The 16,174-nt window shown below is 40.2% G+C and carries 8 protein-coding genes; 5 read left to right on the forward strand and 3 right to left on the reverse strand.

The features are described 5' to 3' along the window. Positions 1 to 544 precede the first annotated feature (544 nt). A complete protein-coding gene (locus J8Z24_RS18590; RefSeq protein WP_252095974.1) occupies positions 545 to 5,032 on the forward strand; it encodes an EAL domain-containing protein in 4,488 nt (1,495 codons plus the stop codon). A 382-nt stretch (positions 5,033 to 5,414) separates the two neighbouring features. Here the strand turns inward: J8Z24_RS18590 and J8Z24_RS18595 are convergent, their stop codons facing one another. From J8Z24_RS18595 to J8Z24_RS18605, 3 genes are all read right to left on the reverse strand, one after another. Next, positions 5,415 to 8,177 carry a hybrid sensor histidine kinase/response regulator gene (locus J8Z24_RS18595; RefSeq protein WP_176032082.1) on the reverse strand — a complete coding sequence of 921 codons (2,763 nt, stop codon included), beginning with the start codon at positions 8,175 to 8,177 and terminating at the stop codon, positions 5,415 to 5,417. 102 nt (positions 8,178 to 8,279) lie between these two features. After that, positions 8,280 to 9,170, reverse strand: a complete 891-nt coding sequence (locus J8Z24_RS18600) for a cation diffusion facilitator family transporter (RefSeq protein ID WP_147390024.1) — start codon at positions 9,168 to 9,170, stop codon at positions 8,280 to 8,282. Positions 9,171 to 9,636: 466 nt separating this feature from the next. Next, the gene (locus J8Z24_RS18605) at positions 9,637 to 10,122 is read right to left on the reverse strand and encodes a GAF domain-containing protein (protein ID WP_176032081.1); all 486 of its coding nucleotides are present in this window, start codon (positions 10,120 to 10,122) and stop codon (positions 9,637 to 9,639) included. A 68-nt stretch (positions 10,123 to 10,190) separates the two neighbouring features. On the opposite strand from J8Z24_RS18605, the gene J8Z24_RS18610 reads away from it, so the two are divergent. The 4 genes from J8Z24_RS18610 (at position 10,191) to J8Z24_RS18625 (ending at position 16,163) form a co-directional block, all read left to right on the forward strand. Further along, positions 10,191 to 12,671 carry a response regulator gene (locus J8Z24_RS18610; protein ID WP_252095975.1) on the forward strand — a complete coding sequence of 827 codons (2,481 nt, stop codon included), beginning with the start codon at positions 10,191 to 10,193 and terminating at the stop codon, positions 12,669 to 12,671. Between the two features lie 30 nt (positions 12,672 to 12,701). Next, positions 12,702 to 13,907: an EAL domain-containing response regulator gene (locus J8Z24_RS18615; RefSeq protein ID WP_176032079.1), complete on the forward strand. Its 1,206-nt coding sequence runs from the start codon at positions 12,702 to 12,704 to the stop codon at positions 13,905 to 13,907. A 45-nt stretch (positions 13,908 to 13,952) separates the two neighbouring features. Further along, complete coding sequence (locus tag J8Z24_RS18620) at positions 13,953 to 15,164, forward strand: response regulator (RefSeq protein WP_125253049.1); 1,212 nt, start codon at positions 13,953 to 13,955, stop codon at positions 15,162 to 15,164. Between the two features lie 123 nt (positions 15,165 to 15,287). After that, positions 15,288 to 16,163 carry an AraC family transcriptional regulator gene (locus J8Z24_RS18625; protein ID WP_176032078.1) on the forward strand — a complete coding sequence of 292 codons (876 nt, stop codon included), beginning with the start codon at positions 15,288 to 15,290 and terminating at the stop codon, positions 16,161 to 16,163. Positions 16,164 to 16,174 lie beyond the last annotated feature (11 nt).

Genomic DNA, 16,174 nt, shown 5'->3' on the forward strand with positions numbered 1-16,174 from the left:
TGCTGTTGAGGTTAGCAGGACTTAATACCAATTATACTTGATACTTGCTAAGTTTGAGGGAGTAAATCTGACGCTAACCGCGTTAAAAATTGCTCATTTAGAACAACTAAATAGCAAAACTTTTGCCTTGCCTATATGGATGTAGGTACCTTAGCGAAAGCAGGACGCGGTAGCGGAGTTATCGACAAAATTTTCTCGCCTCAAAATAAGCCACTTAATAAAGATAATTGGTATAAGCAGATAGAAAAAAAGCTGCTAACCTCTAAGGCATCAGCAAAGCAACGTATAAATGAACCACGCACAACAACAAAGCTTTTGAACAATAGTCCTATGACAAAACTATGTCGCACCATGTAAGCACAAACAAGGTATATAAAATGTTAAGTTTATTGTGAGGTAGTGCTATTTCTTGTTGATCTTTCGATAATAATTCCGCTAGACTTCGCGTCTCAGCTGAAGCGTTATAAAAGTAGATCATAACAGCTTGTTTTTTATGATTTCGGATTAAAGGACTAAGCCAGATTGGATATAGAAAGGTCTTTTAATGAAGCAAACGCTATTGTGTTTTTTAATATTATTTTTTTATTGCTGCATAATTCCCCCCAGCCATGCCCACAATGTTGGCCTACATACCTCTAGGCTGTCCGTTGAAGAGGGGCTGAGTCAGTCAGCCATTACCGCTATTACTCAAGACAAATATGGCTTTATTTGGATTGGCACTTTGCAGGGCTTAAACAGGTATGACGGCAATACAGTAACCAATATTAACACCAGCGCTAATTTGAATGAGCAAGAAATCGTCGGCCTTTTTCCCCTATCAGAAAATAACATCTTAGTTTCTACGCGAATGAATGGTGCTTTTTTACTTGATATTAATAGCTATAAAACCAAACATATTTACAAAGGCAAACACATAGATAGCAATGGCTTCCCTATACCAATCACGACCGCTATCCCTCATAAAAATAATATCCTGTTTTCAATAAACAGTGTCCTTTACAGCTTAAATCTCGATACGCTTCGCTCTAGAGCGCTCGTTCACCTCGATGCTGATAAGCATATCCGCGCAATTACGCTCGTAGACAACTTTGTTGCAGTTGGAACAACCGAAGGGCTTTTTACCTACTCACTCGCAAGTGGACAACTAACTGAAATTAAATATAACCGATCTAATTCCGAACTATCGCGCAATGTTAAATTGTTAAAAAAAGACTCTGCTTTGGGTCTTTTGGTTGGGACTGTCGAAGGGCTATTCGTAGTTCCGTTAAGCAAGGAAGGCTTAGTTGTACCCAAAAGTTATAAATTGGTTTCTGATAAAAATATATGGGGACACCAAATCACACCGTACGGAGAGTTTATTGCAACTGAACATGGCTTGTATTCAATAGACAGAACAGATAAAAGTAGCGAGAAAGTGCTGTCTTTAACTGAAAGTAAGTATCATATAGCAGATCCGAGTATCACTCAGCTTTACGCTGATAAACACCACAATCTGTGGCTGGGTACTCACAACAGTGGCGTATACTTTTGGCCGTCTAACTCATTACGATTTCGCCCTATCGCTGCAGTGCAGGATAAATTCACCAATAACAATATCTGGTCAATTACCACCACTGACAATCGTACAATACTACTTGGCACAGAAAATGGTATTAATGAGGTTGACGCGCGTAGCCATCAGTTCATCACCACTTATCTACAAAATAGAGACCCCAAAGCTGTATATGGTAGCAATGCCGTTTTCACGGTCATGAAATCTCAGCATTTACCGACACAGACTTACCTGATCCAGAGCGCATCAAAGACCTCATTATTCAACACTAAAACAAGAAAGATTCAGCATATTCCAACACCAGATGGCACGCTCTTTTCTCGCTATGGCTGGGGGATGGCAAAATATTCAGAACGTTACTTTCCTTTTATCAGTAGCGATGGTTATTACGAATATGATGCTAAAGATAACATTGTACGCAAGCTCATTGGCTTGTCGAGGCAGCTACCGACATCTGAAAACTTTTTAATGCTACCACCAATATTTGGTGATAATTCAAACTATTGGATTAGCACAGATCAAGGTCTATTAAGATATAACAAAGCAACCAATACGCTTAATACTGTGTACCAACCACCGAATGACTCACCATCTTTTGCAATCACCAGCTGGCGTAGCACCTCCTCGGGTCAACTATGGCTCGCGACATCAACACAAGGGTTGATACAGCTGAATCAAACAACCTTTGAAACAGAGCTGCATCTAACCACTAAACAGGGGCTACCAAGTAACACCCTTTACACTGTCTTAATCGATACAAATGGCATCGTGTGGTCGAGTAGTCAAAGAGGGCTTATCAGGTTTGATCCTACAAGTAAAAATCTACAAATTTTTGCAGTGCCTCAAGGATTACCCAGCTCCGAATTTAACGGTGGTGCAGCTGCAACATCTCACACTGGCGAACTATTATTTGGCACTGTAAACGGCGCCGTGCAATTTAATCCAGATCAGTTTCTAGACGGCCCTAATCCCACGAGAAACCTACGACTAACCCAAATAGATGTGCTGAGCCAGCAACGACGCTATATAGCACCGAACGAAATAGCAAACGCATTAGATTTTAAGTTCGACGATATGGGCATTGAGTTACAATTTTCAGATTTTAATTTTAATGCCTACCATCAGCCACAATATCAAGCGCTGTTAAACGGCAAAAGTCATTCATCACTTTCAAATTTAAAAGGAAACAAGCTATTTTTAAATCAAGTGGCACCGGGTAATTACACTATGGCCATATCTGCGCGCTCAATGGTTAATGATAACTCACAAGCGAGTGTAGATTTGGAGTTTAGCGTTGCTTATTCACCATGGCGTTCACCTCTCTCTATTACTTTATATTGCCTTGCTGCTGCTCTACTATTGGTCTTTTTTGTGATTAAACATAAACAAAAGCAACGGCAACTAAAAACCGCTTTAAAGGCCGTTACTCAAGCAAGTGAACAAACAAAACTGGCTCTGCACTCTACTCAAAGTGGCGTGTGGTCAGCTAACATATCGACCAAAAAAATTACCCAACAACGTGCGTTGGCATTGGGGTTTGAGGGTGAAACGATGACACTTCAAGAGCACTATAATGCTATTCACCCTGATGACCGGGAGATAGTTGAGCGTGCTTGGAAGAAGTTCATCGCTAACCCGACAAAAGAGCAGCTTTCTCTTGCTTATCGGCTTCGTTGTAATGACGATAACTGGCATTGGTTTCACGACTTTGGTCAAGTAGCTGAGTTTGACGCATCGGGAAAGGCGATAGAGCTACACGGCATATATACGAATGTAACCACACAAAAAGCACATCAAATGCGTGCAAATATGCTTGGTGAAGCATTCAGCCAAGTCAATGACTGGATTTTAATTCTCGACCCTCGCTTACAGCCGATTTCTGTAAATAGTAGCTTTTGCAGAGCCTTCCAATTGCAAGAAGATGAAGCATTAAGTGCACTAACTGCAGAGCGTTTTATCAACGCGATAGGAGAAAAGCGCTTTCAAGGGCTCATTGGCAAGCTCAAATCGCTCGGCCCAAACCAATATTTACGACAAGAGGTTCAAGTAACTGATAGCTGGGATAACCTTCATCCAGTCCAACTTAGTATCAGTGCCGTTTCAAAAGACAACATCACGCTTGAGTACTTCGTCGTCGTGGTGACAGATCTCACTGAGCAGAAAAAAGCCGAAAATGAATTAAGGTATCTGGCAAATTATGACGCACTAACACAGTTACCTAATCGCAGTTTAATGTTACAACACATTGAATTTGCGATTTTCAATGCTAGCAACAGCCATCAAAGCTGCGCCCTGCTCTTTCTCGATTTAGATAGATTTAAACCAATAAATGATGCTTATGGTCATCGGATTGGAGATAAATTATTGATTGCAATCACCAACAGAGTTCAAGAGCAGCTCTGTGATGATTGTATCCTCGCACGTCAAAGTGGTGATGAGTTTCTGGTTCTCATCAAGTCCTTTGCAAGCATTGAAGATGTCAGTGATATTGTCAAACGTTTGGTACAGCGGATCCCTGAACGCATAGAGATTGATGGAATTACTATGAGTGTTTCTGCAAGTATCGGGATCGCTGTTTATCCATTCGATGCACCAGATTCCGATACCCTAATTAGAAATGCAGACATTGCGATGATCCATGCAAAACAGTCTGGGCGTAATGCTTTTAAGTTCTTTACTGAGTCCATGAATGCAGAAATCAGTAAAAAGCTGAACCTTGAAACCGCAATGAAAACAGCAGTAAAGGGCAATGCGTTTTTTAATCACTATCAGCCTATAATCAACACCACAACGGGACACCTTGCAGGCGTTGAGTTACTTCTGCGTTGGGATCATGATGGTGAGAGGATCCCTCCGAGTGACTTTATCCCTATCGCCGAAGAAAATGGACTGATAGAAATTTTAACTGAACAAGCCCTGCTCAGAGCTCTGTCCGAGTTGAGACCTTTATTTGAACAGTCGCCGAATTTCTATTTATCAATCAATTTAAGCGCAGTGCATATTCTACGATCTGATATTGCCTACCAATTCAGTGAAGTACTTCAGGCACATGGCCTGACCAGCAACAATTTAAGACTAGAAATAACAGAGTCAATATTTATGTCTGATTTAGTTAAAGCGCGCGCTACAATAAATGAAATGAAACGTGCTAATTTTGTTTTGTTATTAGATGACTTTGGTACCGGCTTTTCGTCTCTTACCTACCTTAATGAGTTTCCCTTGGACTTTATTAAAATCGATCAAGGATTCGTTAGAAATATGACTGAAAAGCCAGCAAATAAATCAATTATTAGAACTATTCATTTACTCGCGCAAAGCTTGAATATGAAATGTATTGCCGAGGGTGTTGAAAACGAACATCAACTGAGCTATTTACGCGATGTGGGGTGTGAGTATATGCAAGGCTATTTCTTTGCCAAACCCATGGCCATCAAGGCACTTCTCGAGTTTTATACCCAACATGAAAGCGCTCGGGCATAATACCAATTAGACTTAATACTTGCTCAATTTGAAGGAGTAAATCTGACGCTAACAGCATTGAAAATTTCTTTTTAGAACAACTAAATAGCAAAGTCTTTACCTTGCCTACACGGAGGTAAGTACCTTGGCGATAGCAGGACGCGGTAGCGGGGTTATCGACAAGATTTTCTCACCTCAAAATAGACCTCTTAATTAAGATAATTGGTGTAATAACCACGACATTAGCTAGCGCAGCTAGTTGCGATAGGCTCTAGCTGTGCTGTCCATGTATTTGTGTAGGCAGAGAAAGAACGTATTATTTTATTCTAGATGAAAGTATAAACTATACTTTCAAAGGCGTTCACTTGTTAAGCTTTATCTCTGCAAGCGGCAAAAATCGATTTTATACCTTCATTTCAGTTTGCTGCCACTGTGCTAGCTTCTGATAAAGTTCATTTACATCTATAGGTTTAGATAAAAAATCATCCATCCCGGCTTGCAAGCATTTGTGCTTATCTTCCTCATAGGCATTTGCAGTGATAGCTATGATATATGGTTCACCAAACACTTCGGGCTCATTTCTAATTGCTTTTGTGCAGCTAAAACCATCCATATTCGGCATTTGGCAATCCATTAATACTAACGCATAGCTTTTTGCCTTTATGGCAGATAATGCTTCTATCCCATCATTTACCTTGTCTAGCTTACACTGTGTCTTCTCTAGAAGCTTACCTACCACAACTTGGTTAATCATGTTGTCTTCAACGAGTAATATCGAGATCCCATTTAACCTAGGTACCTCCACGCTTTGCTGCTCAACTTCGACTTTTTCTCCTATCTCTGTAGGAATATTGACGACAAACTCGCTTCCCACCCCAAGTTCACTACGCAACGTAATCTCACCGTCCATTGCTTCTATCAACTTTTTGGTTATTGCAAGTCCAAGCCCCGTTCCACCAAATTTACGGGTTGTTGAAAGATCTGCTTGAGTAAACTCCTGAAAAAGCAATTCCTGCTGGGCTTGTGAAATGCCAATACCAGAGTCTGAAATACTTAGATTTAATCGACTTTGTCGATATTCTACCGCAAGTATTATATGACCTTGATGTGTAAACTTACCCGCGTTATTTAACAGGTTATTGATTATCTGAGTCACTCTCAACTCGTCAAGTAAGAGGTATCGGGGCAGCCTAGGATCTTTTTCATAGCGAAACGCTACACCAAGCTTCACATTGGCGAGCTTAAATACCCCGACTAAACTATCTAGCATTTTGTGCACGTCAATGGCGCGGCGATCAATTTTTAATGCTCCTGCCTCTATCTTTGAATAATCTAATATATCGTTGAGTATTAACATCAGGTTTTTGGCTGATTGGGCTATTATCGTTAGCTGCCCGCGCGTATCATTTGATAGCGACGTTTCTCGGAGCAAATTGTCAGCCATACCAATAATACCGTTTAGAGGAGTTCTAATTTCATGACTCATGTTAGCCAAAAAGCGGCTTTTAGATTTACTTGCTGCATTGGCATCCTCTAATGCCTTGGTAAGCTCACCCGTTTTTTCAGTAACTTGTTGCTCTAGTTCACGATTGAAGTCGGTTAGCTTGCTATTAAGGCGCTCGTTTTCAATTCGTGCTTGATTTTGTTTGGTAAAGCTTAGCGTAAGTTTAAAAGCAAGTTGGTTGAACTGCTGCTGCAACTCTACTATCTCAAGGAAGCTGCTGTCTGACGTTGCTGAGTTTTCGATTAGAGTAGATGGTTCATACGCTCGAATATCTCGGCTTAATGTAACTATTGGACGAACGAGAAGGCGTGTTAGTTGACGAACAAAAACAGAGCTGAGCAAAATAATAACTAACGCAAGTCCTGCAGCATACAACCAAGCTTCAGCCGCGACAAAATTGAGATATTTGCGATCGAGTAGTGTGATCACCGACCACTCATATTGCGTTGATACAGCTGCTTGCTTGAACAATAGCTGCCCAGTTGAGTCTGAATAGACAGCCGCCTGAGTATCAAATAATGCACTTAAGACATCGCCACTTGGCATATCTAGTGTTTTAAATTCTGTCATTAATGAGCTAAAAACGACGCGCTTATTCTTATCTATAACCACCAAATTGGCATCTTGCGCAAGAATTTTGGGAATAAACCGCTCAAAAGAGCCAAATATCAACGAGCCTTCGACTATTCCGTTAAATACACCCTCTTTGTAGATCGGCGCAGAGATGGCAACAATTGGCGCTTCATCAAACCCTCTCCCTTGAAATATTCCAGATACATAGCCGTTTGGGTTATCAATAGCGTATGTAAAATAGTCTCTGTCACTCACATTCGCAGTGACGCCTTTCATCGTTGCAGCAAAGTGCAGAGGATAAAAGTGGGTAACGTTAGCTTCAGCATCAGTAACAATTGCTGTTCTAAAGTTGCTGTACGTATTAAGTAGTCGTTCAATAACGTACGCTTTATCAATACCAAGAGCCACATCACTGGCAGATATAACCATAGCACGTCGGTAAGCATCTAAATAATCATCTATTTGCGCTGTGATGGACTGAGAAGCTGCCTCTAGCTGTGTGTTAATCTCTTTCTCAATTCGCTGATAGTAATTGTTTGTTAGTACTATCGTTGTTGTTAATACCACTAACACGATAACGAGATTAACCGTAGAGTTTAAAATTTGATTAAGTGGCATGCCTTGCCACTTACTACGAGTAAAGAAAAAGCTCAGCAAATCAACGACAGCAAGACAAATACCGGCGTTAATTAAGTACTTAGCAAGCGCGGTGAAAATGACTAAAAGTGGTAGCTCTAGCGTAAAATAGCCAAAAATAAAAAGTATCGGCAAGCCGAATAAGAACCAAAAAGCCAAACCTCGTACAAAAAATGGCTTTCCAAAACGTGCGCAAACAAACTGTAGCCATAGCACTTCCAGCAGAAATACCAGAGATGGCCAACAATGACCCCAGCGATAAAACAGAAAACTTGCACAAACTGCTACGGCAATCACGGCATACCGCCAGCCACACAGTAGCAACACAAACAAGACAAATAACTGACCGAATAAAAACTCTGAGCTGTCCAAAAACCAAATGGGTAGCAAGTTTGCCAAGCCACCCAAAACACCGAGGGCAATTGTTAAAATTAGCGCTTGTTTTTGATTCAAATGTCGCACCAGTTATTTATCTCGTAATATAGGTATAACAATAATACCGAATGAGTGAATTATCTAACCTATACTTCGGATAATCTATTTTAACCACACCATTTAATGGTGAGGGCAATCATGGCTTTCAATCTGAAGTACACTGTCATCTACTTTGAGTAACTTTTTAAGCGCCTCTTCCACTTCTAAACGACATGCTGAGTCATGAGATTCCAAAGTACAATGGTGCTTTAATACAATATGAGCTCCCACAACTAAGGCGCCATCTACCTTACTGATAGTTATATTATGCGCACTCTCAACATGCTCTGTATTTACAATCGTACTCTCAACATCCTTAACCGTAGGTAAAACCTCTGCTGGGATCGCAAGCCCTTTGATACATGACCAAATCACCTTGATACCAGTGAATAAAACAAACAATGAAATCAGCATACTTGAGAGGATATCAACCACTTCCCAGCCAGTTAAGTGAATTATCACTCCAGCGATAAAAGTTGAAACTGTGGACAACAAGTCAAAGAATGAATGCAGGAACACCGCGTATACATTGATACTATCTTTACGTCCTTTATACAGTACCCAAGCCGAAGCACCATGGAAAAGAAAACCGATAGCAGCGATAATTGACATTAGATAGCTGTTAACTTCCAGCTCGTGACCACCAGCATGGTGAGAGAGCCGTTCTCCGCCTTCAAGCAAAATAATTACCGCAATAGAAAGGTACAAAATACCGTTAATTAAGCCGCCGGTGTATTCAGCTCGCTTGTAGCCATCGTTGTATGTATTTGCAAGATAAACAGCAACACTGGAGGCGATTAAAGCAATAAATAAAGAGCTGTTATGAACGAACAAATGTCCTGCATCAGCGAGTACAGCAAGAGAATTAGCATAATATGCACCAACAACTTGAATAACCATAAACGAGCATGTAATTGCAAGCGCAATCAACAGCCTGCGACGAGAAGCTTGGTGCGTTGTGATATCTGTCATGAAAGGAGTCGAGTACCTGTATAATATTGAGCGTTACATGTGCTGTATGTGTCATTTTAATTGACATTATACTCAAAACCCAACTTTACCTTATATTACTTATATCAAAAGCCCATTGCTCGAATTAAGTACAAGTAAAGTGTGGTAAAATAGATATGTAACGGTAGTCTAGTTTTTGCTCTAAATAGCAATGATATACAGTCGCAATTGTAACCTCTTAGCCATACAATTGCACCAACAATTGAACGACTCAATGAATAATTAAGACATCCCATTTATTTCTTTAACTCTACATAGCAGCTCAAATAACCTTAGCCCTATCCTACAATCTATTTAACCGGAGTTTGTGTTTGATACCAATTGCTCTAGATACTTGTTCTGTTTACAGGAAAAAAAGAGGGTACTGAATATATTAGAGAAGACTGCTAAGCCTATGTTATTCATACAAAGAAATCATTTTCATGGCTTACTTATTTTGGATAGCAGTAACAATATCTTGTGCAAGTTGATGTAAAATACCACAGTCGACTTGAGTAAACTCTCTGGGCTCGACATCAATGATGCAGATAGTACCAATGGTAAATCCAGATGATAATTTTAAAGGCGCTCCGGCGTAAAACCTAATATGGGGGTCACCTTGAACCAAAAGGTTGTCGCAAAATCGAGGGTCTTCTAACGCATTGTGTACAACAAATATGGTATCTTCCAAAATAGCGTGTCCGCAAAAAGATATATCACGCTCAGTCTCTCGTGCATCTAACCCAAACCTTGACTTAAACCACTGCCTGTCCGTGTCAACTAGGCTAATAAGTGCGATTGGTACATCGAAAATATGTGCTGTGAACCGGGTTACTCTATCTAGGCTTTCTTCTGGCTCTGTGTCTAAAATTACTAAATCTTTGAGTGCTGCTACTCTCTCTTGCTCATTATCCGGTTTTTGAGGAGTCTTCATATTTATCGCATTAGACACTGTTTGTTTTTTTACTATAGTTGGATTTATGAAAAACGCAGATAGTTACTGTGAACAAATACCTAAAAATAACGGCACTGGTGCTCCTGTCTCTGATCTGCTTAGGTGGATTTTATTTCGAGATTAATGAGTTCAACAAAAATCGCGTAGCACATAAAGGCCAGGTTCAATATCACGATAATCTCGTCGCGCTAAGCAGCGTGGTTGAATTAGTATTTAGCCTGCAACGTGAACGAGGTATGTCAACAGGATTTGAGTCAGAGGCTGAACACAGTATTAGACTCAAGACTTATCACCAAGAAACGGACGCACAAGTAACCGCATTACTTTCAGAAACGTCCGCTAATTTGCCAAGTTTTAACCTACTAAAATCAACGATTGAAAATGATATTAAAAACCTGCGAGATACTCGCCAAAACACAACCACCGATAGAGAACAGTTGTTTCTGAGATATACCATCTTAATCACCAAATTAATTGATATTGTCAGGATGATCCAGACCGAGCAAACCTTTATACGTGGCCTGAGTGACACTGGGAATGTTGAGTATCAAAATATCTATGGTCTAGTTCGCGCCATCGAGCTTGGTGGTAAATTGAGGGCTAAAGTCAGCCGATTTTTAACCGCAGCGGAGCAGGATACTAGACTACTTGCAATGCGTAGCGCGTTGCAGTTTTATTCCACACATTTGTCACTGTTAGAAAGCCTAAAAGGCAATTTAAGTACAAAAACTCTCTACTCAAACGCCTCTACACCTAGTGAATTTAATTACTTACGTAACCAGATGAGTAACTTTAACCAAGGAGTAAATAATGATGTGCCACAGTATGTTTGGTGGGACAACAGCACAGCTTACTTAAATTTATTGGCCGACGAGAGTAAAGTGTTACTCAGTGAAATGCAGCTATTAGCTGCTGTAGCTGTATCCCAAACCAACAATAGCGCCCAAGTTTCACTGGTTTTATCCTGCATGATTGCCCTGTTCTACATTATATTAACTGGTTTACTAATCAGAACATTTTCTGCGCTAACACTCTATCAAGCTACTCCAATAAAAATGCAAACGGCACAGCTCGTTGTCATATTCTCATCCGTACTTTCTGTATTGTTCGTCGAGCACTTCGCCAGCCAAAAGCAATTACTTTATTTATCTGAGTTACAAACACAAAAGCAGTTGAACCAAGATGTGTTACAGCGGATCAACAGTTTAAAAATCTTTTGGTATAAACCAACAACCACCGCAATCAGACAAGCGAGTGTTGATGCAGCTCCCCTACCCCAGCAGCTAAATTCGTTGAACATAATTCAACTTAATATACCAAGTGATACCTACTACTTCTCAAAAGAACAAGTCATGGTGCTTTATGCTGAGCATCAAAATCAGCTTCGTATTCACGAAGCGCAATGCGAGATATTCCCAAGAGAGCTTTTTAACGCACAGCTCATTACAAGCCAGCAATTTGATTATCTCGTGATCACGGCCGAAGCATTCCAGCAACTTACCACCGAAGGAAAAGAAGTCTTCATTGCAACAAGCAGGTGCAAATACATTCTATTAGATAACAGCCAAGCTGTATTACCTAGCCCTACTAATATTAGTGTTTCCCATCTATCGTTGTATCCTTACTACGCATATAAAGTAGTATCTCATATCGCCGCCTTGGAGGGTTTAATTGAGCTTGAATCAACAAACGAAGTAACTTCACACCCAAGTAACATTTCAATGCCAAGGATTGAAGAAGCACAAGCTCAAAACCAGCTTATCTTGGTCGTTGAAGATAACCTCTATAACCAAGACTTATTTAAACGTCAACTCGCTATGCTTGGTTACCAATGTATCATTGCTGATAATGGTAAAGTAGCATTACAGCTTATCGAGCAGTATAGTTTTGCACTTATTATCACTGATTGTCATATGCCGATAATGGATGGCTACGAATTTGCAAAAACGCGCAGGACACAAGAACAAACACAAGGTCTGCACTACCTTCCGATCATTGCAGCCACGGCAAATGCGTTAAGCGGAGAACGCCAAGTTTGTATTGATGCAGGTATGGATGATTATATTGCCAAGCCTATTGTGCTGCAAAAGCTAAACGCAAAACTCAAGAAGTGGATTACTACAGATATTCACCATAATGCCGACACCGCTATCTCAATTTCAGCGCCTGCTGTAGATAACCCACAAGAACTGCACCATATTGACCTAGCCATATTGAGTGAATATGTGGGTACGGATAAAGAAATTCAGAGTATATTTTTAAAGAGCTTTGTCAGCGATACAAAAAACCTATTTGATCAAGTTGACTTATCTCTTCCCGAGCGTATACGAGATATGGCTCATCAAGGGAAAACATCAGCCAAAGCAGTTGGTGCAACACAACTTGCTGGAAAATTAGCAGAGCTTGAGGAGTCGATTAAGGATGGTAGACCAGAAAAAGTAGAAGCCTTATTAAATTATTGTTTAGCGTTATTTGATAATGCACAAGCTGAAATAGCTTCTATACTTAGCGTAGAGGATATTCCATGATCATTTGTTCAGTATCTAGGTCGAACATCTATGGCAAATAACAAGCCCCTAATCATTGCAATTGACGATAGTGAACTGATGCTCACCCAACTACAACTACTCGTCGCCAACCAAACTCCTCGCAAATTTATGGGATACAACAGCGGCAATAAAGCACTCCAAAGTAACCAGCTCAGTAAAGCTGCGCTTATTCTACTGGACATTAACATGCCTGAGATAGAAGGCGTCGAAATGCTAAGAAATTTTGCTGAATTAAATATCAAAGCACCTATCGCATTATTAAGCGGTGAAAAAGATATCTTTATCAAAAATACCGCTGCACTCGCGGAGCTTCACGGCCTTACCATTATCTCTAGTGTAGAAAAGCCTTTATCTGCGACAAAGCTTCAAGAGCTATATAATCTCTTATCCGCATCAAAAACAAACGAAAGTAATAGTGGTACTCAACTCATTTACAGTAAAGAGGAGATACAAGAGGGTTTGCTGCGAGAGGAGTTTTGCGCTTATTTCCAGCCTAAAGTTGCCACCGGCACTGGCGCGATTATTGGCGCAGAGGTTCTAGTAAGGTGGCACCACAACAAAGATGGCACCGTTCCTCCTTCACAATTTATTGCTGTTATCGAGGAGCATGACCTTATTCACCTTCTCTCTTATAATTTGCTTAAACAAACATTGTCTTTGCTCGAACACAATAATGATGTCATTGGCCACCTTCAATTTAGTATTAACCTCAGCGTAAAAGAGTTGGAAGACATTAAATTACCTGAAAAACTAAAATCTATTTGTGACACTCACCATATTCCAACGTCACAGATCACCTTAGAGTTAACAGAAAGCCACCTACTCGAAAACATCAAACGTGCACTGGATGTATTACTACGTCTTAAATTAAAAGGATTTAAACTTTCTATTGATGATTTTGGTACCGGCTACTCTTCTATCAAACAACTCAATGAACTTCCTTTTGATGAGCTAAAAATTGATCGCTGTTTTGTTGATGGCTGTGCGGCTCAATCGAATAAACGAGTGATTATCTCAAGCACCTGTGAAATGGCACATCAGTTAGGGCTAGAAGTTGTTGCCGAAGGGGTAGAAGAAGTTGAGGATTTAGTTGTAGTGCAAAGCTACGAAGTGGAGTGCATACAAGGTTATTACTATTACCCTCCTTACACGCCATCAAAGTTTTTAGAAGCAGTTTTACAGTCTGCATCTCAACAATCACAATCCAGCAAATAATACTTTAGCTTCAAAAATAGGGAACAATATCAAGCGAGGTCAATTATGCACAAAAGAGATGTAGAACACGCTCAGAGGCACCCTAAAGTTATCATTATATGTGATGACCCTGCGGAGCTTACCGGTGTTGTGGATATTGTGGCATCTCAGGTAAAAGAATATCGGACTTTTACCAGCCACAAAGAAGTTGCGGAATTACTCAGTGAGGCGCCTCCTGGCGTCATTGTAATTGCAAGAAAAACCGTAGCAAAAAGCGTAGAAATATACAGCCTACTAGCCAAACATGGGTTGCTTAACTACGCCCACGAGAATATTTTACTGTGCGAAAATAAAGAGTCAGGCATCGCCTTTAGATGCTGTATGAAAGGGATCTTCACAGATTATTTTGTTTACAAACCCATGTATGAAAACTATCGTTTTCGTATGATCCTGCACAACGCGTTAGTACGAACAGAAGGTAAATCTGAGGTTGCAAAGATTCGAGAAGAGCATTTTGGCCGCATTGATGATAACTTGAAACAGTTAATCGATGATGCCGCTGCTTATCATCAAAAAGCAGATGAAACACTACAAAATGCTCGCCGTAGTTTAGACAACGAAAAAGGTATAAACAAAGTACAAGATGACCTGTTAGAAGAATTAAAGCAAAAGCATTTATCTCCGCTATTGGATGAGCTTGAGCAACAGTTGTCGGAAAGTGTTCACGAATTAACAAGGCGACTAAAAGACAAACAGTTTTCTATTGCTGAGCTTACTGCGCTGTTGACTGAAAAAGACAATTCTACTCATGCACAAACCGCTCAACATGTATCCCCTGTCGGTAATAACGGAGAATTGGATATAACCGAGCCTAAATCCATTGCAGCTAAACAAGAAGAAATAAAGATCATGGTTGTCGAAGATAACGAGATTTACCGTGAAATGATCGCCAAAATTTTACGAGATGAAGGCTACAAAGTAGAAAGTGTAACCAGTGGCCTCAGTGCCATCAAGACGTTAAGAAAGCATAAGTTTTCTATGGTTTTTATGGACTTATTTATGCCGGAGCTAGACGGTTACAACACCACCAAAAATATTCGTAATATCTCTCATTGCAAAAAGCTTCCTATCATTGCACTTACCAGTAATAAGAATAAGGAAATCATAAGAAAGTGGGCGTCTTTAGGTTTGACCGGTTATATTACCAAGCCGTCAACGAAGTCTTCCATTCTAAAGGCTGTAGATAAAGCACTGGCGGAAAATAATGAGTTAAACTAAACAACCTGAGCAAATACGCAAACATTATCAAATCAACCTCTGTCATTATCATTCATAGCTTCTCCACCTATGTGAGAGGGGGAAGCTTTCACTGGCTGAAATAAACATATGAAGAAGTATCTTATGACAACTAAGGCATCAACGTTATCCCATTACATCCATCGCTTAAATCAGGTTATTGATTACATCTATAACAATATTGATAGCGAGTTGGACGTAATAACACTGGCCGAACAATGCCATATGTCTAGCTACCACTTCCATCGTGTTTATCGCTCAATCGCTGGGGAAACGATTAACGTTACAGTAAGAAGAATGCGTCTGCAATTTGCAGCTGGTATGTTAATTCGAACTCAAAATCCGATTGCAAAAGTGGCGAAACTCACCGGCTATGCCAGCATAGAAGCATTTAGCCGCGCGTTTTCTCAACGATATAAGCAATCTCCCAGCCAATTTCGCCAGCAAGAACAAGCCAAAGCACGTTACTGTGCTGCGGATTTTTATATTATGAATGCTGAAGAGGACTCCAATATGTTTACTGTAGAAATTGATAACACTGAGGCAATGTCTCTAATTGGCCTAGAGCACAGTGGTGATTATATGCAAATAGGTCAAGCGTTTGAGAAGTTAAACATGCTCGCTCAGCAGCATGGACTTTTAAGTGAAAATACACGCTTTTTTGGGATATATTTTGACGATCCACAAACAATAGAGACACAACAATTAAGAGCGATGGCAACTATTTTAGTACCTGAACTTCCCACGCCACTACCGTCAGAGTTTAGCATATTTTCACTTCCTAAAGGGAGAACGGCAACCTTATTGCATCAAGGGGATTATGCTTCTCTAGAAACTCCGTATGAGTATCTATTTGGCCAATGGTTACCAAACAGTCACTTTGAAGCGGCAGACATACCTGTAATTGAAGAATATTTAAATGATGTTCGAGATACTCAGCCCTGCGAGCTGTTAACACGTATTAGCTGTTATTTAAACTAAACGTCGTTTGT

Origin of the sequence: Pseudoalteromonas sp. SCSIO 43201 (assembly GCF_023716725.1) — a bacterium.
In the GTDB taxonomy this organism is placed as follows: Bacteria; Pseudomonadota; Gammaproteobacteria; order Enterobacterales; family Alteromonadaceae; genus Pseudoalteromonas; species Pseudoalteromonas peptidolytica.